The sequence below is a fragment of the Chengkuizengella axinellae genome, from assembly GCF_030730905.1.
In the GTDB taxonomy this organism is placed as follows: domain Bacteria; phylum Bacillota; class Bacilli; order Paenibacillales; family KCTC-33759; genus Chengkuizengella; species Chengkuizengella axinellae.
Window position 1 is genome coordinate 166503 of the sequence record NZ_JAVAMP010000003.1, and the last position, 25682, is coordinate 192184.

General features: G+C 33.0%; 23 protein-coding genes. 11 read left to right on the plus strand and 12 right to left on the minus strand.

From position 1 onward, the window contains the following. Positions 1-82: 82 nt before the first annotated feature. The 5 genes from Q5Y73_RS10375 to Q5Y73_RS10395 all read right to left on the minus strand — a co-directional run bounded on the left by Q5Y73_RS10375 (position 83) and on the right by Q5Y73_RS10395 (position 5109). Entirely contained in the window at positions 83-997 is a 915-nt protein-coding gene (locus tag Q5Y73_RS10375) for a mechanosensitive ion channel family protein (RefSeq protein ID WP_305991822.1), read from the minus strand. 176 nt (positions 998-1173) lie between these two features. After that, the gene (pepF, locus tag Q5Y73_RS10380) at positions 1174-2964 is read right to left on the minus strand and encodes an oligoendopeptidase F (protein WP_305991823.1); all 1791 of its coding nucleotides are present in this window, start codon (positions 2962-2964) and stop codon (positions 1174-1176) included. Between the two features lie 202 nt (positions 2965-3166). Then, positions 3167-3340, minus strand: coding sequence for a hypothetical protein (locus Q5Y73_RS10385; RefSeq protein ID WP_305991824.1), 174 nt, complete (start codon positions 3338-3340; stop codon positions 3167-3169). Positions 3341-3679: 339 nt separating this feature from the next. Continuing rightward, positions 3680-4147 (minus strand): hypothetical protein, encoded by a 468-nt coding sequence (locus Q5Y73_RS10390; RefSeq protein ID WP_305991825.1) that lies wholly within the window; start codon positions 4145-4147, stop codon positions 3680-3682. A 284-nt stretch (positions 4148-4431) separates the two neighbouring features. After that, positions 4432-5109, minus strand: a complete 678-nt coding sequence (locus Q5Y73_RS10395) for a TerC family protein (protein ID WP_305991826.1) — start codon at positions 5107-5109, stop codon at positions 4432-4434. Between the two features lie 397 nt (positions 5110-5506). Between Q5Y73_RS10395 and Q5Y73_RS10400 the strand changes: the two genes are divergently transcribed. From Q5Y73_RS10400 to Q5Y73_RS10415, 4 genes are all read left to right on the plus strand, one after another. Then, a complete protein-coding gene (locus tag Q5Y73_RS10400; RefSeq protein WP_305991827.1) occupies positions 5507-6208 on the plus strand; it encodes a response regulator transcription factor in 702 nt (233 codons plus the stop codon). Then, complete coding sequence (locus Q5Y73_RS10405; protein WP_305991939.1) at positions 6201-7319, plus strand: sensor histidine kinase; 1119 nt, start codon at positions 6201-6203, stop codon at positions 7317-7319. Before Q5Y73_RS10400 ends, Q5Y73_RS10405 begins: the two co-directional genes overlap by 8 nt. Positions 7320-7710: 391 nt before the next feature. Continuing rightward, the gene (locus Q5Y73_RS10410; protein ID WP_305991828.1) at positions 7711-8241 is read left to right on the plus strand and encodes a hypothetical protein; all 531 of its coding nucleotides are present in this window, start codon (positions 7711-7713) and stop codon (positions 8239-8241) included. Positions 8242-8248: 7 nt separating this feature from the next. Then, entirely contained in the window at positions 8249-9328 is a 1080-nt protein-coding gene (locus Q5Y73_RS10415; RefSeq protein ID WP_305991829.1) for a metal-dependent hydrolase, read from the plus strand. A gap of 20 nt (positions 9329-9348) precedes the next feature. Here Q5Y73_RS10415 and Q5Y73_RS10420 read toward each other — a convergent pair whose 3' ends face one another. Then, positions 9349-9582 carry a hypothetical protein gene (locus Q5Y73_RS10420; RefSeq protein WP_305991830.1) on the minus strand — a complete coding sequence of 78 codons (234 nt, stop codon included), beginning with the start codon at positions 9580-9582 and terminating at the stop codon, positions 9349-9351. A gap of 149 nt (positions 9583-9731) precedes the next feature. Here Q5Y73_RS10420 and Q5Y73_RS10425 point away from each other — a divergent pair, with 149 nt between their 5' ends. Beyond that, the gene (locus Q5Y73_RS10425; RefSeq protein ID WP_305991831.1) at positions 9732-10451 is read left to right on the plus strand and encodes a class I SAM-dependent methyltransferase; all 720 of its coding nucleotides are present in this window, start codon (positions 9732-9734) and stop codon (positions 10449-10451) included. 98 nt (positions 10452-10549) lie between these two features. Further along, the gene (locus Q5Y73_RS10430) at positions 10550-10747 is read left to right on the plus strand and encodes a cold shock domain-containing protein (protein WP_305991832.1); all 198 of its coding nucleotides are present in this window, start codon (positions 10550-10552) and stop codon (positions 10745-10747) included. A gap of 219 nt (positions 10748-10966) precedes the next feature. Here the strand turns inward: Q5Y73_RS10430 and Q5Y73_RS10435 are convergent, their stop codons facing one another. Beyond that, positions 10967-11713 (minus strand): ABC transporter permease, encoded by a 747-nt coding sequence (locus tag Q5Y73_RS10435; RefSeq protein ID WP_305991833.1) that lies wholly within the window; start codon positions 11711-11713, stop codon positions 10967-10969. A gap of 22 nt (positions 11714-11735) precedes the next feature. Then, positions 11736-12647 (minus strand): ABC transporter ATP-binding protein, encoded by a 912-nt coding sequence (locus Q5Y73_RS10440; protein WP_305991834.1) that lies wholly within the window; start codon positions 12645-12647, stop codon positions 11736-11738. A gap of 331 nt (positions 12648-12978) precedes the next feature. Here Q5Y73_RS10440 and Q5Y73_RS10445 point away from each other — a divergent pair, with 331 nt between their 5' ends. The 5 genes from Q5Y73_RS10445 to Q5Y73_RS10465 all read left to right on the plus strand — a co-directional run bounded on the left by Q5Y73_RS10445 (position 12979) and on the right by Q5Y73_RS10465 (position 21857). Next, complete coding sequence (locus Q5Y73_RS10445) at positions 12979-14058, plus strand: tetraprenyl-beta-curcumene synthase family protein (protein WP_371320187.1); 1080 nt, start codon at positions 12979-12981, stop codon at positions 14056-14058. A 23-nt stretch (positions 14059-14081) separates the two neighbouring features. After that, the gene (pfkA, locus tag Q5Y73_RS10450; RefSeq protein WP_305991835.1) at positions 14082-15050 is read left to right on the plus strand and encodes a 6-phosphofructokinase; all 969 of its coding nucleotides are present in this window, start codon (positions 14082-14084) and stop codon (positions 15048-15050) included. Between the two features lie 18 nt (positions 15051-15068). Then, positions 15069-15281, plus strand: a complete 213-nt coding sequence (locus Q5Y73_RS10455; protein ID WP_305991836.1) for a DUF3906 family protein — start codon at positions 15069-15071, stop codon at positions 15279-15281. 292 nt (positions 15282-15573) lie between these two features. Continuing rightward, entirely contained in the window at positions 15574-18477 is a 2904-nt protein-coding gene (locus Q5Y73_RS10460; protein WP_305991837.1) for an Ig-like domain-containing protein, read from the plus strand. 200 nt (positions 18478-18677) lie between these two features. Continuing rightward, a complete protein-coding gene (locus tag Q5Y73_RS10465) occupies positions 18678-21857 on the plus strand; it encodes an S-layer homology domain-containing protein (protein WP_305991838.1) in 3180 nt (1059 codons plus the stop codon). A 55-nt stretch (positions 21858-21912) separates the two neighbouring features. Here the strand turns inward: Q5Y73_RS10465 and Q5Y73_RS10470 are convergent, their stop codons facing one another. The 4 genes from Q5Y73_RS10470 to Q5Y73_RS10485 all read right to left on the minus strand — a co-directional run bounded on the left by Q5Y73_RS10470 (position 21913) and on the right by Q5Y73_RS10485 (position 25541). Continuing rightward, complete coding sequence (locus tag Q5Y73_RS10470; RefSeq protein ID WP_305991839.1) at positions 21913-22647, minus strand: amino acid ABC transporter ATP-binding protein; 735 nt, start codon at positions 22645-22647, stop codon at positions 21913-21915. A 29-nt stretch (positions 22648-22676) separates the two neighbouring features. Next, complete coding sequence (locus Q5Y73_RS10475) at positions 22677-23378, minus strand: amino acid ABC transporter permease (RefSeq protein ID WP_305991840.1); 702 nt, start codon at positions 23376-23378, stop codon at positions 22677-22679. Further along, positions 23365-24189, minus strand: coding sequence for an amino acid ABC transporter substrate-binding protein (locus Q5Y73_RS10480; protein WP_305991841.1), 825 nt, complete (start codon positions 24187-24189; stop codon positions 23365-23367). The genes Q5Y73_RS10475 and Q5Y73_RS10480 overlap by 14 nt, the downstream gene beginning before the upstream one ends. 161 nt (positions 24190-24350) lie before the next feature. Then, positions 24351-25541, minus strand: coding sequence for a putative glycoside hydrolase (locus Q5Y73_RS10485; protein WP_305991842.1), 1191 nt, complete (start codon positions 25539-25541; stop codon positions 24351-24353). Between the last annotated feature and the right edge of the window lie 141 nt (positions 25542-25682).

Here is a 25682-nt window from a genome sequence, read left to right on the forward strand (position 1 = left end):
TTTTCATTAACCAAACCTATCGTAATAATCATCTAACCCCATCCTTAAAGAGAATGGGGTTAGATGATTATTTTATTGTAGTTTAAACATTGTTGAAGCCATCAGCATCAAATTCTTGTCTTTCAATACGGCGTGGATATGAAATTTGAATTCCGTTTTTATTCAATTGTTTTAATAGTCCTTTTCTGATTTCTTTAGCCGCTGTCCAATAGTGCTCATCTCTGACCATGCTGATGACAGTATATTTTGCACCTAATGCATTATTTTCTACATCTGTAATTCCATATAACTGAGGGGCTTCCATGACTTCCCCTTTATCATCCAACAAAAACAGTTGTTTTTGATTTGAAACAAGTTCAATGGATACCTCGTTGATAGCTTGTTCAATTTCTGACGGATCTACTTCATAAGGTACAGTGATGTTTATGATCGCCCGCATTCTTTCTCGATTATAGTTTTGACTTGTTCTGATTTCAGAGTTTTGAATAACAACAGAATGCTGTCCCCAAGTTCTTATCTTGGTAGCACGAAGTCCTACATCTACAACAGTTCCATTAATTTCGCCATTATTTATGGATACATAATCACCAACTGAGAATTGATCTTCAAATATGATGAAGAATCCTGTAATTAAATCTTTTACTAAAGTTTGTGCCCCAAAACCAACGGCTAATCCCAATACTCCAGCTCCAGCTATTATAGGTGCGACATCTAAACCAGCATTGCTTAAAATCATTAAAATAGAAATGATGAAAATGATATATTTTGTTAACGAAAGTAATAATGTTTCTAACGTATCTTTTTGTTTTTCTTGCATTCGTGAGATATTAAGGTCAAATACACGAGTTATAATTGCTTTTCTTACCTTTAAGGCTAACCAAGTCAGTCCAATAATAAGTAATATCATGAGCGAACGTTGAGACAATTCAATAAGTTGACTCTCCCATGAATCCCAACTTAAAAGATCTTTAAATGAATCTATGCTTACTTCAAACATATTTCTCCCCCATAATTATGTTGTAAGATTGAAAGTTTCACTATAATTGTAGCACATGAGGCAGCACTTCAAAAGCAAAGTGAATAAGTGAAAAATATACAAAATCCCCTTGAAGTAAATGGAAGGCCAAATACTCAAGGGGACACCTATAGTTTTATATTATATTTTAGCCATTTTTATTGAGTTAGCTTTTCCATCTCTGAAATCACTTCTTCAAACACACTCATCGCTTGACGAATTGGCTCAGGAGAAGACATATCCACCCCCGCTCGTTTCAGTATGTTGATGGAATAATCGCTTCCTCCGCTTTTTAAGAAACCTTTATATCGATCAACAGCAGATTGGCCTTCTTCTAAAATTTGTTTGGAAAAGCTTGTAGCCGCTGAAAATCCAGTTGCATATTTAAATACATAAAAACTGGAATAAAAGTGAGGAATACGTGCCCATTCCATTTCAATATCTTTATCAACAGTCATACCATCACCATGGTATTTTACATTAAGTTCATAATAAATTTCACTTAAATCTTGTGGTGTAAGTGATTCGCCTGCTTCTACTTTTTCGTGAATAATCTTTTCAAATTCAGCAAACATGGTTTGTCTAAACACGGTTGTTCTAAATTGGTCTGCATAATAGGTAAGTAAATACAACTTTTCCTTTTCATCTTTTGTATTTTTCAATAAATGATCCATCAGTAAGGCTTCATTTAAAGTAGATGCAACCTCTGCTAAGAAGATTGTATATTGTGCATCACGATATTTTTGGGTCTCGTCTGATAAATAAGAATGAATGGCATGACCCATTTCATGTGTTAGTGTAAACATGCTGTTTAAGTTGTCTTTATGATTTAATAACACATAAGGGTGAGTACCGTAAGCACCCCAGCTGTATGCACCACTTCTTTTTCCTTTGTTTTCATAAACATCAATCCAACCATTATTGAATCCATCATCTAAAATAGCCAAATAATCTTCACCTAATGGCTTTAGGCTCTCTGCAACAGTTTTCTTAGCATCTTCAAAGGAGATTTCCATTCTAAATTCATCTACCAACGGTGAAAATAAATCATACATGTGAAGCTCATCAACCTTTAGCAGTTTTTTTCGCAGCTCCATATATCGATGCATTAAAGGTAGATGTTCGTGAATAGTGTCGATGAGATTTGTATATACTTCTTTTGGCATGTTATCACCATAAAGTGCCATTTCTAAAATGGATGGATATTTTCTTGTTTTCGAATAAAAGTTATTTTTATTAATATTGGCATTTAAAGTTGCACCAATTGTATTTTTATGATTACTGTATGTTTCATACATCGCTTTAAAAGCATTTTTACGGACTTCTTGATTATCACTTTCAAGAAATTGAATGTAATTTCCATGGGTAAGTTCAACTTCCTCCCCTTTATCATTTTTAATTTTAGGGAAGGTCATATCCGCATTGTTCAACATGCCAAATATAGTTTGAGGTGCTTGTGATAAGCTTCCTACTTGTGCTAGTATTGCCTCTTCAGCTAGAGTAAGAATGTGAGCTTTTTGACGCAGCATTTCCTCTAAAGTACGTTTATAATCACTTAAATCAGGGTTATCAATGAATGCTTTAAGCTGCTCATCAGATAAGCTTAATATTTCCGGGGTAATAAAGGACAGCGCACTGTTAATCTCTACACTTAATTTTTGAGCTTTATCTGATAAGGACTGATAAGTTGGTTCAGTTGTATCTTCATGATGTTTCATATTGGCATAAACATAAAGTCTTTCAGTATGTAGGGAAATGTCATCCTCTAAAGCAAAGCATTTTTTTATGTTTTCAGCGTCTGTAAGTTTACCTTGAAATTTTTTAATATCTTCAACTTTCTTTTGTACATCTTTATATTCTTGATCCCAAGCTTTTTGATCTTTAAAAATGTCCTCTAAATTCCACTTACTATCTTCAGGTACATCAATTCTTTTTAATACTTCACTCATGGGATTCCTCCTCAACTCTTCATTCATAAGATTTTTTTTCTCTGCAAAATTAATAGATGAAAATAATGGTACTAATGTTAAGATAACAATCATTAGTAAGAAGGTCAAATGTCTCAATTTTATCCACCTCAGCAACCTTTTGGAAATGAACGGTTGTTTCCAAAGTTTTGCTTAGTATGGCCTTCTCAGAATCATAATATGTTTATCCAAAGAATGAAATGATTAATAAAACAAATGAACATAAGACCATAAACAAAGCAAAGATAGCTAAATATTTGCGAAAAGGTTGGGAAATAGAATCTTTTTTTAGGATTAATACTAATGCTAGAGCAAAGGAAACGATCATAAATATGACCAAGGATTCTGTATTTTCCATACGTAAAACCGCCTTTCTTTTTAAGCTTATAAATCTTTTGTAAAGGATTATATTATTAAAATCAGTATTATTATAACAAAAAAAGAATAGAAAAAGACTAACAGGAAAGAAAGCATCTTCATTTTGGGTTTATACGAACGAAAATATGAGACGATTTATCAAAAGGCAGATAGATAGAAGGAATGATTGTATTATTACTTGACGAGATCTGTTTATATTTGAACCGAACTTTATAACCTTGTCGTGAAAAGTAGGCTGTTGGTTGAAGTCCAATACCGCCGTATGATGAAGTACGGCGGAGTATGGATTATGGAGTACGTGATTATTTTTTTCACGTTTTTATTTAGGAAACACAGTAGCATTTAACGCTCTAGTTTGTACTTCTACGAAATTTACAAGATCTTCCGGTGTATCTCCACCATCTACACGATTAATCTCAATAGTATAAACGTTATCTCCTGCAGAAGGATTCTCATCACACCATGTTAATCCATCAATAGTGTTAATTCTATTTGTATCAGCTCTTAACAGGGTTACAATATCAGATTGAGTTGCTAAAGGTGTTCCATTTTTTGTTAGTCGATAATCAATTTGAGATTCAACTTCATTGTTTGCAACACCTCTTAAATCTCTAACAAGTTCTACTGTTGAATCTAACTTTATTCGAGTACTTTTTGGATCTTTTACACATACCGTTACAGTAAGGACTTCAATAAATTCATTTCTCATGTCATCATTAATCGTAATAATATCAGTATCTTCCATAAATTGTTGGCACACAATAAAAGGGTTTTTAATTAATCCCATTTTAAATACAACTCCTTTAATATAATTATATAGGACCATTCTATATAAGGTATTATTCAGGAGAATCTTTTGACATGAACAAAGGTCTATTTTATGGAAAATGATAAAAGTGCCTATTAAATTGACCAAAGCTCCTTTATGAAGTTATTGGACCTTAGGAAAGACTATGGTAGGGAAGGATTAAAGTTTATATTGTTAATTGAAGTACAGATGTTTTAAGTTATAAAAAAACCTGCTCTCAATTTGCAGATTTTATTAGCAAAATAGTTAAATTTAAGGTTTCTTCATGTGGCCAGTTCTCTTCTAGCTCGATTTTTCATCCTTCCAGCCATAATCACACCCACAACAATCACTGCGATGAAAGCCCATTTGATCCATACATTTTCGTCAAAAAAGGCTTTAAACCAAGTTTCATCCGTAATCATTTTACCTGCAGTAAAGGCAAGAACACCTGAACCGATATATATAATTACTGGGTATCGTTCAATAAATTTTAAGATGATTGTGCTTCCCCAAACAACAAAAGGAACACTGATCATTAACCCCATGATGACCATAAAAAAACTACCATGTGATGCCCCTGCAATAGCTAATACATTATCTAATCCCATCACTGCATCAGCAATGACAATAGTTTGAATTGCAGACCATAAACTTGTACTTGATTTTATGTTGTCATGTGATTTTTTTTGTACTAATAATTTATAAGCAATCCAAATGAGGAGAAGTCCACCAATCAACAGGAGTCCAGGTATTTTTAACAACCAAACAACTAATAACGTTCCAATGGCTCTTACAATAATAGCTCCTGCGGTACCCCATAATATGACCTTTTTTTGATGTTCTTTTGGGACATTTCTTGCAGCTAGTCCGATAACAATAGCATTATCACCCGCAAGTACTAAATCAATAATAATGATACTTAACAGTACCGTCCAAAAATCAGCAGTAAAGAGTTCCATTATAAAACACTCCTTGAGTAGTTATTTCTATAATTACTTTAAGTCGTTATTCTTTGTTTTCTTTGTCTGTTAAAATAGTTTATCCAAATAAAAAACGATCATTTACCAAATTTGATGGTAATGATCGTCAATGTTTGTATAATTATAAAAATACAGGAGATTTATTAATTTATTGCTTAACATATTAGTTATCATTGTAACTAAGATCAGCTATTCCCTGTCTGATTCAATTCTACAATGTTTCAAATATCTTCCATTTATTTGGAACAAGATTTCATCACTAGAGTGTGTTTTTATTATCCATTTCGTTCTTTTCACTTTTTGATGTAATATAAAATATATGAAAACAATATCTATACATGCAAAAACATCACTTTAATTTTCAGGAGTGAGAAAGTTGAACAATATCACGATTTTAATCGCGGAAGATGAAAAAGAAATTGCTGATTTAATCGCTATCCATATGGAAAAAGAAGGTTACAGTATAATCAAAGCTTCTGATGGACAAGAAGCCGTTCAAGTCGTCGAAGCTCAACACATCGATCTCATTATACTTGACATTATGATGCCTAAGATGGATGGATATGAAGTAACCCGTCACATACGTGAGCATCATAATATGCCTATTATCTTCTTAAGTGCAAAGGATTCCGACTTCGACAAGGTACAAGGCTTAGTGATTGGAGCAGATGATTACATGACAAAACCGTTTACTCCCATTGAGTTGGTTGCTAGGGTTAATGCTCAGCTAAGACGTTATAAAAGCTTGAATCAACCCACTAAAACCACAAAAGACAACTCTATTATAGAATTTGGTGGTTTAGTTATTTCTGCTGATTATAGAAAGGTTACGTTGTTTAATGAAAGTATCGAACTAACACCAAAAGAATTTGACATTTTATATTTATTAGCCAGACATCCCAATAAAGTGTTCAGTGTGGAAAATATTTTTCAGCAAGTGTGGGGAGAAGTTTACTTTGATGGTGCGAATACTGTCATGGTCCATATTCGTACCCTGAGAAAGAAGCTAGCAGATGATAAAAGGAAAGACAAATTAATTAAAACAATTTGGGGAGTAGGATATGCATTCAATGGTTAAATTATTGCAAAGTTTTCGTATGAAAATGGTTGCTTTACTCGGATTAAGTATGTTTCTCTCTAGTGTCATATCCTATTTTTTTTATATTAGTCTTCAATTTATTTACCGCTCTTTTATGCCTTTCTCGGGTTCATTGACTTTATTACGTGATATCCTCGATGAAATTGGAATCATTACTCCATTTTTATTCTTCTTTATTATTCTTTCTATCTTGATTTTCTTTTTACTTACTAAGTCGTATTCAACCTATTTCCAAGAAATTTCAACAGGCATACGTTATCTAGCACAGGGGGACTTTCAGCACCGTGTACGAATACAAACGAATGATGAATTTAAAGCTATTGCACAAGATATAAATTTAGCAAGTGAAAAATTGAAAGAAGCTATAGAAAAGGGAGAATTTTCAGAAAGCAGCAAGGATCAACTAGTAATAAATTTAGCACATGATTTACGTACACCCCTAACTTCAGTCTTAGGTTATTTAGATTTAATTCTCAAAGATGAGCAGATGACAGAGGAACAAACGAAGCATTTTTTAACGATTGCTTTAACTAAATCACAACGTCTTGAAAAATTAATTGATGAATTATTTGAAATTACTCGAATGAACTATGGGATGTTAAAGCTAAATAAACAATCAATCAACTTAAGTGGCTTGCTAAATCAATTAAATGAAGAAATGTACCCAGCTCTTGAAAAGAACCAACTGACTGCAAGAATAACTATCACATCTCAGTTACATATATTGGGAGATGGAGAGTTACTGGCTCGTGTGTTTGAAAATCTATTAATGAATGCATGCAGATATGGACGAGATGGTCAGTTTGTTGATATAAACGGTTATGTTGAGTCTGAAAAAGTAGTCATTCAAATTGTAAATTATGGAGATCGAATTCCTCCCGAAGAACTGCCACATATTTTCGATATGTTTTATTCTGGAGACAAAGCACGAACGGAACAAGAAGGGAGCACAGGACTTGGATTGTTTATAGCCAAAAATATAGTAGAGCAGCATGATGGATCCATTACTGTCGAAAGCAGCGTGATTCATACAATATTTGAAGTTCGTTTGCCACTCGAAAAAGAACATGATGAGCTAACCAAAGCTTAACATCGGCAAATTAGATGGAGATTGTCTACTCCATGATTAGGAATCATCACCTATAGAGGTATACGTCTAATGCTGAACATGAAAATGAATGAAAAATTAAATTTTATCACTTTCTCATGCTGTTAGACTCCCCCCTCTGAAAGCAAGTTTGAAGATCGGGAATTTCCCGATCTTTTTTTTACACTGGTGAACACCGGCATCAATTCATTCATGAATTGACAATTCCCCCTCTGTCTTTGCATAAAGGCTTGCCAATCGGCGAGTTTTCTTTAAGAAAAATTTAAACTTTACCCTACTCTTTTTTTAAAAAATATTTATTATGCTGAAACTAATCAAAAGAGAAACAGACAAGATAATTAAGAACTTTAAAAAGAATTTGGGGGAATGAAGTATGAATAAAATTACAACTCTAATTGCGGTATCAGTTTTGCTTTTGATGATATCCATAATTTTAAAGTACAACATGCCTGACAATGTATATACCACAATGGATCAAAGAGTCAGTCATCCCTATCCATTTATAAAAGACTCAATCGAATCACACCATTTAGGTGATGATTATACGCTACATTTTGTTACTGATACTGCTGACAATATATATTATTTTAGATTTATAGGCAAAGAAGTTAATTTTTATGGTAGTCTGGCTAATCTAAATGATTTGGGTGCTGAATTTTATGGAATTAACATTCAAAACAATTTGGATAACAACGAAGACAAATTGTTCATCGGCATGATTGCAAATGGGAAAATAGAAACAGTAACATTGAATGATTCGAATGAAAACTTACAGTACTTTAATTATAAAGGCTATTCATTTGTTTATTCTTCTACATCAATTGAGGAACCCTTTATGATTAAAGGATTTTCAAGTGATAATCAATTAATTTACGAAGAACTGTATGAAGGCCCTCGGGAGTGATGTTGGAGTGGAATATTTAACTTGGTTTATTTTAACTGTAATAAGTGAGGTCGGTTACCATGGTGCAGTAGGCGCCTCGGTTTCATACCTTTTTCTCCGTAAGAAAGTCACAAGTCATAAAGTCTGGTTTGTTTTATTATTTGGTATATTGGCAGCAGTCATATCTGACATTCCAGTAGTTGTATCTATTCCTTTGATCAATAATGTAATCCTTTATGAGTTTATGCATTCTCTTTTTGTGGCACCAATATTAAGTTTAGGACTTGCCTTTGCAGCCCGATTGTTTTTGAATGAAATCAAATTTAGTTTACTTTGGAGCAGTCTATTTTTATCTTTAATGATAGGGCATTTTTTAATGGATTTTCTCGATAATGGTTTGCCATTGTTTTACCCTATTATTGAATCACGGGAGATTGGGATAAATATATTAACAGGAAATGATATTCTTATCATCGTTCCTTTTCTTTTGTTACTTCCATCCTTGCTGTTTTTGCATCAAGATCAGCGGAAACAACTTGAATTAATTGCAATCATTCTTGTTATCACATTAGTTACTTCGTATATAGGTTTTAGAGGCTACTCAAAGCTTCAAATTTATCAAGAATTGGTGGAGGAATATCCTTATTCTAATGTAGAGATATTACTTGAACCAGAAAGCAGTAACCCTTTATCGGATAGACAATGGACTTATAGTATCAATACTGGTCAGCTTTCTATTGGTGGTGTAGCTTCACTTTCAAAAATAGTAGAATTAGAACGTAGTTTTCGAACGAACAAAGGTCCCATGTTGTTATTAGAACAAGTTATAATTAAAGATGAACTTTACCTTATTGGTACTCAATATTATTTTGATTCAGATTACATTAACGTCACACTTAATGGAGAACGTGAGATAGCGTATGAAGAGCTATTTATTTTTCAAACTCATAAACAATATTTGCGAGTAGAACAGGTAGATGAGGATAAAAAAGAAGAAATATTAAAGGAATCTTCTTTAAAATACACACGCAATTTATCATGTAATACACTTTTTCAAACTCATCAAGGGAAGGAAGCTGAATCGGTTAGTTTGATAAGGAGGGGCTGAGAATCAGCCCTTTACCACTTTTATATCTGCTGGAATTTCTCAATGATTTCTAATCTCTCTGACTCTGTACCTTCAAATTGCTCTGCAGAAAATCGTTTATTAACCCAATCCATTAAAGCAGGTCTGCTTAAAAAGTCATGAGTATCCTCTCCCCATTGATCTGAGATTTCCCGCAAAATAATATGTCTTCCGTTCACTTCAACATTCATCATATTCCATTTATCTTTTTTATAAATTTGATATTTTTTAATCATAGGTATATCTCCATTCTAAATAAGCTAGAGCCTTATTATATCATGATTGTTTTTCAAATGCATATGTGCTAAATTATGATCATGCTGTTCTAATGCGCAGGTAATTAGAAAGTTTAGATTAGATGAGTTAAGTTGAGGAGAGATAAGTAATGAATAAGAATAATCAGCCCCGTTATGAACAAATTGGTGTTGCAATGACTTCTAGATCGTTTGAGGAATACTTAAAAATGTTTTCACTGCAATCAGAAACATTAAATCAAGGAAGCATATTGGATGTAGCTTCAGGAGCATCATCATTTACTGCAGAAGCAAATCGCAGAGGATATCATTGTATTTCTGTTGACCCACTATATGAACTTACATATAAAGATATTTCTATTTACGGAGAAAAAGAGTTAAGCAGTATTCCAGAAAAACTATCAAACATTGAGCATATCTTTGACTGGAGTTATTACTTAAGTGTAGAGCATCATCAAAAGTTAAGGGAAGATAGTTTTGAGATATTTAAAAATGATTATGATACTATAGATCGTCCTTCTAAATATGTGAAGGGAACCCTGCCTTTGCTTCCTTTTGAAGATAATACATTTTCAATGGTATTATGCAGTCATTTTTTATTTCTATATCATGAACAATTTGACTTTCAATTTCATTTACACTCAATACAGGAATTCATTCGTGTTTGTAAACCTGATGGTGAAATAAGAATATATCCACTTGTTACACTAACTTTTGACCAGTATCCACACCTTGAAATGGTTATGAAAAAACTGGAGAAAATGGAAGGGATAAAAATTGAAAAGGTGAAATCTAACTTACCTTTTATTCCAAATTCACCCTATTTTTTAAGGCTGAAGAAAAGGGTTTAAGGTGAAATATATCTTGAAAACTGGATATATTATCTGTATAATTGACTTAATCGTCAATACGACGAAACACTTTTTACGCTTTATGGAGGTTATGCAATTTGAAAGGTTCAGTTAAATGGTTTAACGCAGAAAAAGGTTATGGGTTCATTCAAGTTGAAGATGGAGACGATGTATTTGTACATTTCTCAGCAATTCAAGGTGATGGTTTCAAAACTTTAGATGAAGGTCAAGAAGTTGAATTCGAAATTACTGAAGGTGACCGTGGACCTCAAGCAGCTAACGTTGTTAAGCTATAAGTGTTAGGAGCTTCGGGGAAGGCGTTTTATTCCGCTAGTTGCTTTAAGTGAACATATATTGCCTGCTTAATAAAAGTATGGAAGAATGAAAAGCCAATGTAACTCGTAAAGAGAACATAAGTCGAAGCCATGCTTATAATACAATGTCATAGCGAAAAAACAGCTCTGAATGTTTCATCAGGGCTGTTTTTTTGTTTTTTAAAACCAATTTAATTTTGTTTACACGACAACATCTCGCTTTTTAAATGCATACAACGATACGAAATGAAATAGAACAAAATATACTATCAAGATAAAGATAGAAAAAGTAAGTGTCATTCCTTCAAAATTAGTTTGATTCCCATAGAAATATTGTCTTAAATCAGTGTTAGAATAAAGAAAAAATTTTCCATAAGTATAATTAAATTGACTTAAAACCAATACTACTGTGGAACTAAAAAAGTGAATGATGAATGATAAAATGATTGATAATACACTGCTTCTAAATAAAGATGAAATCATAAAAGCGAAAGTTGCTGTCATTAGTAATTCAATGCTGGTAAATCCATAATTTTGTAAGACTGTTCCTAAAGTAATATCATTTGAGGCTGAAGCTGAGCCGAAAAAAATAAATCCAATAATAAAGGAAGTGAGTAGATTTAAAATTAATAAAAATGAAATATATAATAATACGGATATATATTTAGACATTAAGATCTTAGTTCTGCTGACAGGTCTTATTAATAACATCTTAATTGTTCCTGATGAAAATTCAGAAGCAACGATGCTTGAAGCGGTAACGATAGCGTATATAGCAATAATAGAAGTAAGATAACTGCTAACGTCTGCAAAGGCCAACCAACTAAACACTGTATTTTCTAAGAAAAATGCAAAGATGATCTGGATAAGTACTAATAAACCTACCATAATCCAGGTTCGGATTCTTAAATATAGTTTCATATTTTCGTTCTGTACAAGATTAAGCATTAAGATTAACCTCCTTATAGGATTAGTTTGTCAATTCTAAAAATTGATCCTCTAGAGATTTAGAGGTTGAATTTATGCTGTAAATTAAAATTTCTTCTTTCACAAGTGATTGATTAACTTTCGGAATCTCCTCACGTTTTAATAATAAAACAAAACCATTTTCCAATAATTTCATTTCTTTATATTCAAACTTTTCTTTAATGATATCGAAACCTTTTTTAGGCTGATTGACCTCAAAGATAACTTTATTTTGCAGCTCTCTATGTTCAGAAGAATCTTTTAATGATTTTACATCAATAATTTTTCCTTCTTTAATAATAGCTACACGATCACACATTAACTCCATTTCTGAGAGCAAATGACTGGACACTAGTGTAGAAATGCCTTCATTTGCCAGTTGTCTCAAATAATCTCTTAATTCCCTAATTCCTGCTGGATCTAAACCATTTGTTGGTTCATCTAAAATTAGTAAAGATGGTTTATGGAGTAAAGCTTGTGCTATGCCTAATCGTTGACGCATCCCTAATGAATATCTTTTTACCTTATCATGAATCCGATCTTCTAAACCAATGAGCTTTGTAACTTCTAAAATACGCGCTTTTGAAATGCCTGGTATCATACGAGCATAATGAACTAAATTTTGATAACCTGATAAAAACTTATACATCTCAGGATTTTCAACAATGGCTCCAACGGAGTGCATTGCCTTTTCAAAGTTTTTTGAGATGCTTGTACCATTAATTATAATATCACCTTCGCCTAGTGACATGAGTCCTACGATCATACGAATCGTTGTGGTTTTTCCAGCACCGTTTGGACCCAAAAACCCATATATTTCTCCTCTATTTACACTAAAGGATATTTGATCAATAATGGTTTTGTTATTTATCTTTTTAGTCACATTTTTAACTTCAAGAACTGAAGATTGTGTCAAGATCTACACCTCCACTAATTACTGTATTTTAAAAAAAACGTTCATAAAGCTTGTCATTGTATATTTATTATTCTAAATAAATTTCATAATAGGAAAAGTACTATCTTTTTATAGTACCTTTTATTGTCTTTTAATTACAAGTTGTTATTCTGACACATGGATGTAGAATGACAATGTTTTTATCATGTTCCCATGCTGTAGGTTTTTATCATTAAATTGTTTCATAATTAAGTACGATCTATGAATTTCATGAGAATCAATCGCATCGATTCTCATTTTGTATTATAATAATAGGAAATGAATTTCAGATATATTTATTTGGAGGTAAGCCTTGAACCAATTAAAAACCAAACAAGCGATAGTTCCTAATTATCCTTTAAGTTTAATGTATAGGGTATATCGTTATGTCTTACCTGAAGTGAAGGCACAGCTAAACGATTGGAGAAAAATTGCGGATCAGATTCCAAACGATGAGTTAAGAAAACAAGCGATTGACAGTATGACAACTAAGCAGTTTCACTGTCAAGGGGGATCAGTTTATGCAGTGGCTAACTTGCCGCAACGACATGTATTGATACCTTTAATCGTAGCTTTTCAAACGATTAGTGATTATTTGGACAATCTTTGTGATCGTAGTGTCTCTATGGATGCAGATGATTTTCGTCTTTTGCATCAATCGATGTTAGATGCAGTAGATCCATCTGCTTCATTACAAAATTATTATGCGAAAAGGACAGATCAGGACGATGGTGACTATTTGCACCAATTAGTGAAAACTTGCCAATCGTGTATATGTTTATTGCCAAAATACGATTTGGTAAAGCCGTATGTAAAGGAATTAGTTTCCTATTATTGTGATTTGCAAGTTTACAAACATATCAAACATGATTTAAGAGAGAATCAATTATTAACTTGGTGGGAAACTTATAGTGAGTCTTATCCAGAGCTGCATTGGAATGAATTTGCCGCCGCAACGGGTTCTACCTTAGGAGTCTTTATGTTGTTTCTTGCCGCAACAGACGAAAATTTAAGCGTTGAAACGGTTGGAAATATTCGAAAAAGTTATTTTCCACATATATGTGGTTTACATATATTATTAGATTATTTGATTGATCAAGAAGAGGACGAACAAGGCGGGGACTTGAACTTTTGCAGTTATTATGAAAATAATGAAATGACGTTCAGAAGGATTGAATTTATTTTTGAACAAGCAAATCGAGATCTTCATCATTTACCTAACCCATCCTTTCATCAAATGATCATTGAAGGGTTATTAGCTTTATATTTATCTGATCCTAAAGTAAAGAACCAAACAGAAGTGAAATTGATTTCAAAAAAATTAATGAAAAAAAGTCCGTTTACACGTTTGTTTTTTTGGATGAACAGTGTGTGGATTAGAAAATTAAAGTAAGGAATGCACAAGGAGGAAGAAACATGACAGCAGTAAAATCAATAGCAGTATTAACAAGTGGTGGAGATTCTCAAGGAATGAATGCAGCGGTTCGCGCCGTTGTTCGAAGTGCTATATACAATGGTTTGGAAGTTTATGGTGTACAAAAAGGGTACGCTGGTTTAATAAATGATGATATTAGAAAAATGGATTTGAGAAGTGTTGGAGATATCATTCATCGTGGAGGCACCATTTTACAAACAGCTAGATGTTTAGAATTCAAAACATTAGAAGGTCAAAAACTTGGAGCGGAAAATTTAAGAAAAAGAGGAATAGATGGATTAGTTGTTATTGGTGGAGATGGATCTTATCAGGGAGCACAAAAACTAAGTCATCTAGGAATTAAAACGATGGGATTGCCAGGAACAATTGACAATGATATTCCATTTACTGATTTCACTATTGGATTTGATACTGCAGTAAGTATCGTTGTTGATGCAATTAATAAGTTAAGGGATACGATGACTTCCCACCAACGTTCTTCACTTGTTGAAGTTATGGGACGTCACTCAGGAGATATAGCTTTATATGCTGGATTAGCAAGTGGAGCTGAGACCATTTTAGTTCCTGAAATTCCATTTGAATTAGAGAAAGTTGCCAGACGTATGAAGGACAACTTTGCACATGGAAAAAGGCACAGCATCATAGTATTGGCAGAAGGTGTAGGTAAAGGTGAAGATGTCTCGAAAAAAATAGGTGAATATTGTGGCATGGAACCAAGAGTGACGGTATTAGGACATATTCAAAGAGGTGGAACACCAACACACAACGATCGAATTCTAGCCAGTCGTTTGGGAGATTTTGCTGTTAGACAGTTAATGGCAGGAGACTCTGGAAAAGCATGTGGAATAATTAAAAATGAATTAGTGGCAACAGATATCGATACCGTAGTAGCAACGAAAAAAGAATTTAATCATGATCTTTTCGAATTAGCCTTGCGTTTGTCTCAATAAAACGAAAGAAGGTATTTTATGTTTTTATATAAGTTGGAAATCCAATTAAAAGATCAGATCATATACTTAGTTGTTATTGCTGAATCAGATGAGAAAGCTTTTGATTATGCAGAATCTTCTGTAGCAGTACACTTTGTAAAGATGCCAGAAGTCTTAGAAAGTTGTATTGTTGAAAAGAAACGTTTAACTAAAGGGTCTGGGTATGTAATCGAAACCAATATAACTGACTGAAGCAGCAAAGTTATAAAACAGTATATAAATTAAAAAAACATCAGCCAAACTTAGGCTGGTGTTTTTTTACGAGGAGGAAAGTAGTACAACTTTCCTCCTCATATTAGCTTAGAGTTGAAAGCAAAATTCTCTTTATTAACTTTCTACATTCTGATACAAGCTGATTCAACATAAGATGTTATAAATGTGCATAAACTGCACGTTTTATCTATAGAAAGTGTGAAGGGGGTAAGGGTTTATTTAATAAAAGAACAATTTTCGATTTCGATATACATTGAGAGGAGGCAAGAAATTGTTTAAAAAAAGCTTTTCTTTATTGATTGCTTTAGTTATGCTTTTTTCGATGTTTACTTCTGTTGTAATTTCAGCTGACAATACAACAGAAGAAAAGTTTGAATATTTGAAAGATAGAGGAATATTTAGTGGATATAGTGACGGTCTTCCTCATTTGGAAGACAAGATGACACGAGAGCAAGCTGCAAAAATCATTGCTTTAATTTTTGATCTCGATTTATCAGATATACCAAATAAACCAACATTTACTGATGTAGGGAAAGACCTTTGGTCTTATGAATATATCGAAGCGGTCGCAGCTGCAGATATTATTAATGGGATTGGAAGGAAAGAGTTTGCTCCTAAAGATTCGGTATCCATTGAAGAATTTGCAAAAATGCTTGCAGTAGGATACGAGTATGTTACAAATAAACAAATTGATATGGATGATACTACTAATAGTAAACATTTAAGTGCTTGGGCACAGCCATACGTAACTGCTGCTTTAGATTGGGATTTAATTGAAAAGCAAAACAACTATCAAAAATTAGCCAAACGTGATTTTTTAGTTGAATCAGCATATTCAACTTTTGCAAAAGTAAAAAAATATACTGGATCTGGCAGTAAACTGAAAGTGAAATCCATTCAAGCAGATAATTTAAGAGAAGTTGTACTGAAATTTAATATGGATGTCGACAAAGATTCAGCAGAAAACAAAAAAAATTATGATATATCTGGTTCAGTAGACGTTGATCGTGCAGAATTGCAAAAGAATAGAAATACTGTGATTTTAATCGTATCAGATATGGATAATCAAGAAGAATATGAAATAGAAATTGATGGTGTAATGAGCGAACGAGGATATATACTTGAAGATGATGAGCATGATTTTGAGCCATTTGATGGAGATTTACCAGAGATTGAAAAAATTGAATTTACAGGTCCAAAATCTTTTGTCGTTACATTTAATGAACCAATAAAAGAAGCAGACAAAGATAACTTTACTGTAAAAACAGGCTCTAAAAAATTATCGAAAAAGGAAGTAAATATTAATGGAAATAATGAACGTGAAGTTGAGGTTATTCTTTATACAGAGTTAGATGATGGAGAAGAATATGAAATAACCATTTCTGGTGTTGAAGATTATGCTGGATATACAAATATTAGTTATAAAGATTCTTATGATTATGAAGATGAGTATGATGAACCTATAGCAAAAATTATAGATGCAACTGCAATGGTGGTAGAAGTAGAATTTAATAAACCTGTGAAGGGTTTAACTCCGGACCACTTCTATCATACTTATTCCTCATGGGAAGCTGATGATATTTACAGAAGTTCTGAATTTACAAGTGAAAATGAAATAGATAAAGATGACAAAGTAACCACGGTGTATGTTGTTTTTGATGAAGCTCATGCACTACCTTCTGGAAAGGTTGAATTTACGATAAAGGATAAAGAGAACGATATAGAAATAGTAGATAATTGGGGTAACGTTTTTGATGAAGAAACTTATATTGTGAAAATAGAGTCTGATCGTGAAGAGCCTACAGTTACAGATGTTGAAATTGTATCTGGTACAGAAATAAAAATTGCGTTTAGTGAAAGAATAAAAAGCTTTAAAGAAGGTAGCTTTGTCATTTTAGATGAAAATGATGATGAAATTGATGTTGATATTGATTTAATACCTTCTGGAGATTATGAATCTGTCACCTTAGAGTTAGATGAAAGTTTAGAGGGAAAAACAATCATCTTAGAAATCAGTGATCTTGTAGACGATACATTGTATGAAAATGAAATGGATAAATATGCTATTGAATTGGATATTGACGATCTAACATTTGCAGGTATTAATAGAGTGGAATTTCATGATGACGGAGATGATGATTATTATCTATACGTTGTTTATAATGAAGAAGTGAATGAAACGGCACTTGACTCAGATCATTATCGACTCAAAAATGGTGGTTCAATTACAAAACTTAATGGTGATTTTGATTTTTATGAGAATGACAAAATTGTAAAAATTGAGTTAAGTGAAGATGAGACAGACGAGATTCATTTGGGAGCTACAAAGCTTCTTGTATCTGATATTGAGGATGTAAATGATAATACATTCGATGCATTTCAAATAGAAGTACTTATTCACGAACTAGGGGACTATCCACCTTTTGTGCACAATGATGGAATTGAAGCTATAAGTAGAAATGAAGTAGCCATTCAGTTTGACCAAGAACTTATAGAAATCGATACAGATGATTTTCTCATACGTGGTACATATATCAATGATAAAGGTAATTTAAAAACAGGAGAAATGATAATTGATGGATTGGATGTTGAATATAACGAGGATGGTACAATCATTACGTTTACACTTGAAAATGAAATAGCATACACAGGAAACCTTGATGTTAAAGTAACATTTGATATAGAGGATATTCATGATCCAGGTACATATAATGTATTTGGTGTATCGCCTCAAGAATTTTCATCTAAATCTGCCATAGATGGTATTTCTCCAGAAGTGGAGATGAAAATGATAGGTGATGATGAAGTGGAGCATATTTTTGCAATTAGTGAAGGTGGAGATTCTGATCAAATCGATCATATTGTGATTGTGTTTACAGAAAAAATAGATGCAGGTTCCGTTTATAAAAATCAGTTTACTGTTGATCATTATGAAGTCAAAGATGCTTATACCGTAAGAGATTATACTAAGATCAATTCTCATAACTCTCGTGGTGGAGTAGTTGAAGACAGCCGTTACGTAGTATTGAGAGTAAAAGAAAAGAATAAATATGATTTAGATGAAACTCCTGAAATCACAATTGATGCAAATGAAATTGAAGATACTGAAGGGAATCTGTTTGAAGGTATTAAGTCCTCTGACAATATTGAAGTAATCAGTGCGGAGGATGCTTAAATAATGTATTTTGAATAATTTGTTTAAAGCATATGTCAGAGCTATCGATTGATCATGATCGATAGTTCTTTTTGTACTCATTTTCCCACATCTTATTTGGAAAAAATTTAAATATTAACGAAATGAAAATGATGATAGAATAGTAAATATCTTGATAGATTGTATATATAATATAGGAAGTTCTTTAAAGGAGACAAAGTATGAAAAAGAAATTATCTTTATTATTGATTATGGCAATGATAGTATCTATGTTTTCATCCATAACATCAGCAGAAGAGATGACATCTGAAGAAAGATTCGAAGAATTGAAAGAAAAAGGGATTTTTTCAGGATATGAGGATGGATTGTCTCATTTAGAAGACAATATGACGCGCGCACAGGCTGTTAAGATCATTGCGTTAGTATTTGAGTTGGATATATCGAATAACCCGGAAACTACTTCTTTTACTGATGTGGATGAAAATCATTGGTCTTATCCGTATGTAGAAGCAGTATACAGAGCAGAAATTGTGAATGGAATCGGTGATCACAAATTTGCACCTAATGATCAAGTTACATATGAACAATTTATAAAGATGTTTGTATTAGGATTTGCTTATAAAACAGGGGCAACTATTTCACAAGATAGCATAGTGGAAACTGGGGAAGTGAGTGATTGGGCACTACAATATGTAGCTACTGCTTTAAGCTGGGGACTGATTGAATCGCAGGATAATTATACTGTATCTGCTGATCGTGCTTTTCTTGTAGATAGTGCATATTATACTGATGAAAAGGTTAAGGAAGAAAATAAATCTAATGATGAAAATGAAAGCGAAGAAAATGAAGCAAGTGAGGAAGCCTTAGAAGAAGAGGAAGAGGAGAAACCTTCTGGAGGGTTTAGTGGAGGGAGTCCTTCAGGTGGGGGTACTTCAGATGATGACGATTCTGACCCTCAAGATAATCCTGAAGATGAAGAAAACCCAGAACAAATTGGTGACTATACTTGTAGTGAAAATAATAATAACTCTGGTGGAGGTGGAGTCTCAAATAACCCAAATACATCTGATGTTTCTGAAGAAACATCAGATGTAGAGGTAATTGCGAATAGTAAAAACATGATTAGTATTAAATTCAATGAAGTGGATCTTCAAGCAGTAAAAGAAGATTTTACTATCACGGAAGACGAATTGGATAAAAATATATTGAATCATGAAGTTTATCATTTAAATAGCTGCACGATCGTAACTCTAAATTTAGAAGAAGAATTATCAGGGACAACAGCAGAAAATGTTTTGGTTTCATATGAAGGAACAGAAGCTCTGGAAGGATTTACTTTATCAGCTGAGGATGGAATTGCTCCAGAAATAGATAAAAGTAAGTTTGTACATCCTGAGAAGGGGCCCGTTGAAACTGTATTTTCACTAAATACCAATCCTGAAGAAGACCAATTAATCGATCATATTGTGATTCAATTCAGTGAGGAAATAGATGTTAGTTCTGTTTATTATAAGGGTTTTCGAGTTGGTGGATTTAATGTAATTGATGCATATACTACTTTTGATTATAGATCAATAACGAGTCCTAATGAACTTGGTGATGCTGGCGATGGAGAATTTATCATACTTCAAGTAGAGAATGAGATACCTAGCGTGATTAATGATTTAAGATCTCATCCAATCATTACAATAGAGTCGATGTTATTAGAGGATTTATCAGGTAATGAATTTGCTGGGGTGACAGCAGGGGATGTTGTAAATTCTAAATTTGTTGATTTTGAATCGGGTTTACCTGAAGTAACTAAGGTTGAGATTAAAGATTCAAAATCCTTACTTGTTACTTTTAATGAAACAATAAAAGAAGCCACAAACAATGATTTTAGTTTAACTTTAGATAATGAGGGTATGCCTGTCCTCTTACCAGTATCTGAAGTTTTAATAAATGAAATTGATGGAAGAGAAGTGCTGCTCTTATTTGGGAACCATTTTGTAGATGGGGAGTATGAGTTGGTCATTGATGGTGTTAAAGATTACTCAGGGGCTTCAAATGAAGTTTATAGTGGGTCATGGTCATTTAATGAGAGTGGAGATTTCTTACCTGCGAATTTAGTTGGAGATGGTGTTAAAGCAATTAGTAGAAGTGAAATTCAAATTCAATTTGATCAAAATTTGGCTGGGGCTTCACAAAATGATTTTAAAGTGAAAGAAGATGGAGAACTTGTGTTGATAGATGATCTAGATATTGAAGATAATGATGTAGGTTCTTTGATAACTCTAGTTCTTTCTGTACCTTTATCTGGAACTGAAACACATAATGTTATTGTTTCGTTTCATGATGAAAATGATTTATTTCTTAAGAACACAACAAATGAATATAACGTTGCACCGCATCCATTTAACGCAGTGGCATTAGATGGAATATCACCGGAAGTAGTTGATATTGAATTTACAAATGATCCAAGGAAATTTAATGTTTATTTTAGCGAGCCAATAAAAGAAACTGATATCAATCATTATATTGTAAGTAATGAAAAGGGTGAGAACATACCCGTTGAAGAGGTAAATATCGATTCTGAAAATAATAAAAAAGTTAACATTTCGCTCTCATCCATAATAGATCATGGCAAAGTATATAACTTAATAATAGATGAAGTTAAAGATTTTATGGAAAATTCGAATGAAAGTTATAATGAATTTATAGAATTTATAAATCTAATCCCATATGTAAATTTAACTGAAGATGGAGTAAAAGCAATTAGTCGAAATGAAATCACCTTGCAATTTGATCAAGAATTAATTGATATTTATTTAGGTGATTTTCAAGTAACTGAAGACGGAATTAATAAAAATATTGATCATATTGAAATTGAATATAACAATATTGGAATACTAGTCATACTAACTTTAGACAGCAATCTTGAAGGAACAACTACAGAATTAATTAAAATTTCATTTAATGATGATTTTGATCCAGAGAATGATACTATAGGCAGATATGGAATGCCTCCTTACCCATTTGAAAATGTTAATGTTATCGATGGGATTTCTCCAGAAATAGCAACCGAGGATGGGCAATATAAAGTATTTGCAATGGACGTAGATGAGAATAGTATAGTTGATCATATTTCAATTGAGTTTACGGAAGTAATGGATGTAAGTTCCATTAATAAAGTTTATTTTGATGTGCCTGGGGAACAAGTGCTGGATGCCTATGCTTCTATCGAGGGGCCAACATCTAGTACAGAGTCTGGAAATAAAGAAAATAGCAATATGATATATGTACGAATTGATGAGGAAAGCTTAGATTCGAGTGAAGAGTTGCAAATTTCAATTGATTGGGAAGAGATTGAAGATATTTTCGGTAATGTATTTGATGGAGCAGAGGACATAAGTGTTCAGTAAAAAATAAAATTCACTTAAGAAGAGACCTTGACCTTTTATGTCAAAGGTCTCTTCTCTATTCCAACACTCTCAAAAACTGCCTCGTACGTGCTTCTTGAGGGCGATTGAATATTTGCTCTGGAGGGCCTTGTTCCACAATGTGGCCTCCATCCATAAAGATTACTTCATCAGCTACATCTTTGGCAAAACGCATTTCATGAGTCACTACAATCATAGTCATCCCATCTTTAGCTAAATCCTCCATCACTTTCAGAACTTCCCCTACGAGTTCTGGATCTAGTGCAGAAGTAGGCTCATCAAACAACATGACTTTCGGTTCCATGGCTAAGGCCCTAGCAATCCCAACTCTTTGCTGTTGCCCCCCAGATAATTGAAAAGGGTAGTCATTCATTTTATTAGCAAGTCCTACTTTTTGAAGTAATTCCTCTGCTTTTTTTTGTGCTAGCTGTTTTGGGATTTTTTTGACAGTGACAGGACCTTCCATAACATTTCCTAAAGCAGTCATGTGTGGAAACAAATTATAATTTTGAAATACCATTCCTGTTAAAGAGCGAAATTGTATCACTGCTTTTTTTGAAACAGAGTTTGAAAAATCTAATACTTTTTGATCTATTTCTACAATTCCAGAGGTAGGCGTTTCTAAAACGTTTAAACATCTTAGAAAGGTTGTTTTACCTGATCCTGATGGTCCGATTAAAACTACAATTTTACCTTTTTCAATGTTCAGTTCCATTCCTTTTAGTACTTCTAATTCTCCAAATTGTTTAATCAAATTTGTTACTCTAACCATTATTTTAACTCCTTGATAAAAAGCTATTTTTACTTAGCAATATAACGCTCTAATCTATTTTCAATTTTCATCTGAATAATAGACAATAGAAAACAAATGACCCAATATATGAGTCCAGCTTCAGCGTATAATAACAAAAACTCATTTTCTCTAGCTGCTATTTGCTGTGCTTTTCGAAACATTTCCGTTACAAGTACTAGTGAAGCTAAGGAGGTATCTTTAACCAAACTAATAAATGTATTGGATAGAGGAGGTACAGAGACTCTGGAAGCCTGAGGTAAAATGATTCTTTTTAAGGCTTGTCTATATGACATTCCTATAGAAAAACTCGCTTCCCATTGACCTTTGGGAATGGATAATATAGCTGCACGAATAATTTCGGAACCATATGCTCCTACATTTAAAGAAAAACCAATAATAGCAGAAGGGAATGGGTCAAGAATGATTCCGATATTTGGTAAACCATAAAAAATAATAAACAATTGTACAAGTAAAGGTGTACCTCTAATAATAGAAACATATACTCTCGAAATTTTTTGAAAAATTTTAATGGTTGAAATTCTAGCTATAGCTGATAGGACGGCTAATATTAATCCAATACAAAATGATATGAATGTTAAAGGGATTGTGTAATACAAAGCTCCCTCCAATAACGGGAGTAGGGAGCTCTGTGCAATATCGAAAAATCTAATCATTTTTTCATCTATAAAGGAAGAATTACTTTGATACATCTTCGCCAAACCATTCCATTGAGATTTCTAAATAAGTGCCATCCTCCATCATATCTTCGATTGCTTGGTTAATGGCTTCAACTAATGTTTCATTTCCTTTTCTAAATAAAATACCATTAGAAGATTTCTCCTCAGGTGTAGGAAGAACTTTGATGTTTTCTTCTCCTTTTTGTTTAACATAATCCAAAACGGTCAATCGATCATTGATGGTGATGTCTACTCGTTTTGATTGAATAAGCGAAATAGCCTGTGCAAATCCTTCTACGGGTTCAATTTCAGCACCATATTGCAGTGCTATACTTTCATAATTGCTCGTTAAAGATTGAGCAGATGTCAGGCCTTTAATATCTTCAACACTATTCACATTTTCATTATCTGCTCCGGTTACAATCACAGCAGATGACGTAATATATGGGATAGAAAAGTCATATTTTTCTTGTCGGTCAGGAGTTATTCCCACCTGATTGACAATCATATCGAACCGTTTTGCGTCTAACCCCGCCATCATACCATCCCATTGTGTTTCCATAAACTCTGCCTCTACATTTAAACGAGCAGCTACTTCACGAGCAATTTCTACATCAAATCCTGTTAATTGATCCTTTTCATCATGAAACGTAAAGGGCGGGTAAGTACCTTCTGTCCCCACCTTAATAACCCCACTTTCTTGAATGAATGATAACAAATCAATTGATTCAGTTCCTTCATTTTCTTCAGTAACTTCGTTGTTTTCCTCAGGTGTAGCACACGAAAACAATAACATTGATGCTATGATAATAATACATAATACGACTGATCGTTTTTTTGTCATTGCTGCCTCCTTGAAATTGAAATCTAAAGTTTTATTCCGATGATATCAGAATGAATTCTCTTGAATATAATTCCAATGAAGGGATGACTATATTCATTTAATAAAAAAAACCATCCAAAAGGATGGTTTATAAATCATTTTTATTTGAATAAAATTGGTTATCATTGTAAATCATAATTAACATCTGGTGTAAATCGATTACCTGCATTCCAAAGCAGAAATTCATCTATACCTGTATCAATTAGGGCTCTAATCTGTTCTTCAACCTCTTTTTTACCGTAAGTGATATACCCTGGAACCCACGATGCAGTAAAATCTTGAATCCAAGGACGAATGATAGGTTTATTTTCCTGAATGGCTTCTAACTTTTTATGTGTATCCATCATAGAACCATAAATGGTAGTATAAGGAGCAGCATCAGGAACAGTAGAACCAAACCAACCTGTTGAATAGTGACTTGGGTAAACCATAGGACTAATGACATCCACATATTGTGAGATTTTATTAAAATCCTGTCCAATTCCCTCAGCGGCTGGAACAGATGCAGCGTAACCAAAGATGTCAACAGAAACGCGAACACCTAGTGGATTTAATTGTTCACGAGCATATTTTACAAAATCTGCGACGATATCTGTTCGAGAAATATCCGCTTGCTGCTCATATGTTAGTATATCTGCTCTTTTTTCAAAACCTTCAGGAAAACGAACATAATCAAATTGGATTTCTTTAAAACCTAATTTGGCAGCTTCTTTAGCAACTTCAACATTGTATTCCCATACTTCCTTTACATATGGATTAACAAAACTGTCACCACGTCCATTGACCCAGACGGTCCCATTTGAATTCACAAAAGATAAATCTGGACGCTGTTTAGCAAGGACTGAGTCTTTAAAAATAACAATTCTTGCAATTGGATATACATCATGAGCTTCTAAGGTATTCATAAGTTCTGACACGTCTTTTATGAATGGTTTTGTGTTCCCATATTTTTCGATTTCTGGATTTTCTGCTTTATATGTAACATATCCATAATCATCTTTAATATCTACAACAATAGAATTGAGTTCAGTTTCATCAATTAACTTTAAAATAGTGTCGAATTTGTCTCCACCGTTTGCAGTGTATGCTGTTGAATAGACACCTTTAACAGCAGGAATACCTTCAGGCTGAGGGTCCCTTTTAATCCATTCATCTGTACCTATGTTCTCATCCATAGGATAAGTGACTGTGTCTTCTGCTACAACAGAATTTCTAAATTGTACGGCATTCTCCAATAATTGTTCTACTGACTGATTATTTGCTTCGTTTGCGTTTCCCAATAATGTGAATAAAAGTGCGAATATTAATTCCATTACGTTCCCCCAATTCATTGATGTAATAGTATTATTATATGATATTTCAGGGTAATCGAACAGAGAAAATTTTTCGTTTCTTTACATTTTTTTTAATGGTATTCGACAAAAATACCAATAATATCCACATATCATATTTTG

Coding starts and splice junctions, on each gene's coding strand:
- Q5Y73_RS10485 (WP_305991842.1), bottom strand. CDS start 25,541: ATGGAATTAATATTCGCACTTTTATTCACATTATTGGGAAACGCAAAC.
- Q5Y73_RS10420 (WP_305991830.1), bottom strand. CDS start 9,582: ATGATTAAAAAATATCAAATTTATAAAAAAGATAAATGGAATATGATG.
- Q5Y73_RS10475 (WP_305991840.1), bottom strand. CDS start 23,378: ATGTATCAAAGTAATTCTTCCTTTATAGATGAAAAAATGATTAGATTT.
- Q5Y73_RS10465 (WP_305991838.1), top strand. CDS start 18,678: ATGAAAAAGAAATTATCTTTATTATTGATTATGGCAATGATAGTATCT.
- pepF (WP_305991823.1), bottom strand. CDS start 2,964: ATGAGTGAAGTATTAAAAAGAATTGATGTACCTGAAGATAGTAAGTGG.
- Q5Y73_RS10375 (WP_305991822.1), bottom strand. CDS start 997: ATGTTTGAAGTAAGCATAGATTCATTTAAAGATCTTTTAAGTTGGGAT.
- Q5Y73_RS10410 (WP_305991828.1), top strand. CDS start 7,711: ATGAATAAAATTACAACTCTAATTGCGGTATCAGTTTTGCTTTTGATG.
- Q5Y73_RS10435 (WP_305991833.1), bottom strand. CDS start 11,713: ATGCTTAATCTTGTACAGAACGAAAATATGAAACTATATTTAAGAATC.
- Q5Y73_RS10405 (WP_305991939.1), top strand. CDS start 6,201: ATGGTTAAATTATTGCAAAGTTTTCGTATGAAAATGGTTGCTTTACTC.
- Q5Y73_RS10425 (WP_305991831.1), top strand. CDS start 9,732: ATGAATAAGAATAATCAGCCCCGTTATGAACAAATTGGTGTTGCAATG.
- Q5Y73_RS10455 (WP_305991836.1), top strand. CDS start 15,069: ATGTTTTTATATAAGTTGGAAATCCAATTAAAAGATCAGATCATATAC.
- Q5Y73_RS10395 (WP_305991826.1), bottom strand. CDS start 5,109: ATGGAACTCTTTACTGCTGATTTTTGGACGGTACTGTTAAGTATCATT.
- Q5Y73_RS10385 (WP_305991824.1), bottom strand. CDS start 3,340: ATGGAAAATACAGAATCCTTGGTCATATTTATGATCGTTTCCTTTGCT.
- Q5Y73_RS10470 (WP_305991839.1), bottom strand. CDS start 22,647: ATGGTTAGAGTAACAAATTTGATTAAACAATTTGGAGAATTAGAAGTA.
- Q5Y73_RS10480 (WP_305991841.1), bottom strand. CDS start 24,189: ATGACAAAAAAACGATCAGTCGTATTATGTATTATTATCATAGCATCA.
- Q5Y73_RS10390 (WP_305991825.1), bottom strand. CDS start 4,147: ATGGGATTAATTAAAAACCCTTTTATTGTGTGCCAACAATTTATGGAA.
- pfkA (WP_305991835.1), top strand. CDS start 14,082: ATGACAGCAGTAAAATCAATAGCAGTATTAACAAGTGGTGGAGATTCT.